The sequence below is a fragment of the Actinomycetota bacterium genome, from assembly GCA_040754375.1.
Lineage (GTDB): Bacteria > Actinomycetota > Acidimicrobiia > Acidimicrobiales > AC-14 > JBFMCT01.
In genome coordinates, this window is record JBFMCT010000105.1 from 1 (window position 1) to 1,060 (window position 1,060).

Below are 1,060 nucleotides of genomic sequence, written 5' to 3' on the forward strand. Positions count from 1 at the left end.
ACATGTCGGTGCCGATCTCAGCCAGGACGACCTGGGCGGTGCGGTTGCTCACCCCCGGGATCCCGACCAGCAGCGACACCGCCGCCTCGTGAGGGCCCTGCAGCGCCACGATCTGCTCGGTGAGCTCGGCGATGGTGGCATCGGCCTGGTCGATGCGGGCCAGCATGGCCCGGCACAGCAGGGCGTGGTGGGCGTTGAACCGCCCGGCCAGCGCGTCCTCGAGACGGGCGATCTTGGGGCGCATCCTGCCCTTGGCCATCTCGGCCAGGACCTTGGTGTCGCGCTGGCCGGCCACCAAGGCGTCGATCATCTCCCGGCCCGACTTGGTCAGCACCGACGAAGCCACCGACGACAGCTTCACCCCGGCGTCCTCCAGCACCTTGTGCAGGCGCTGGACCTCCCGGCCGCGCTCTTCGATCACCGACTTGCGGTAGCGGGTGAGGTCGCGCTGCTCCCGGGTGGGCCGAGGCGGGACGAACGAGGGCCGCACCAGGCCATGCTCGAGGAGCTGGGCGCCCCAGCAGGCGTCGGCCACGTCGGTCTTGCGCCCCGGGACGTTGCGCATGTGCCGGGCGTTGATAACCCAGACCTGGGCGATCATCTCCTCCAGGGCCCAGTGGACGGGCTTCCAGTAGACGCCGGTGCCCTCCATCCCCACCAGGGTGACGCTCCTCTCGAGGAGCCACTGAGACAGCTTGAGCAGATGGGAGGTCGTCGTGCCGAACTCGGCCACCTCCTCCCGCCGGCCTCCCTCGCCGTCAGGCGTGCGGGCACACGCCATCACGGTGTCTCGGTGCACGTCCAAGAAGGCGCACCTTTCGACCACCACCTGCATCGTCGTCCCCTTTCGGTCGGTTCGAGATGCCGGGCCGGCGTGGGGGGCTGGTCATGAAGAGTCTGAGGTTCGTGCTCGCGGCAACAGGGCGGAGCCCCCGAGACCCCCGCGTCAAGCTAAGAACGGGCTCCGAGCGCCATAGTCGTCCGACGTCTGGGCCGGCCCGGCACGCCCCGATTCTCATCCGCCGAGGGCGGCCCCGCCAGGGGCCATGGGAGCTAAGCG

Annotated in this window: 1 protein-coding gene; it reads right to left on the minus strand. The window is 70.1% G+C overall.

Annotated features, from left to right (window positions below):
* Window positions 1-835, minus strand: an 835-nt coding sequence (locus tag AB1673_17650; GenBank protein MEW6155782.1) for an IS110 family transposase, incomplete at its 3' end; no start/stop codon positions are given.
* Between the last annotated feature and the right edge of the window lie 225 nt (window positions 836-1,060).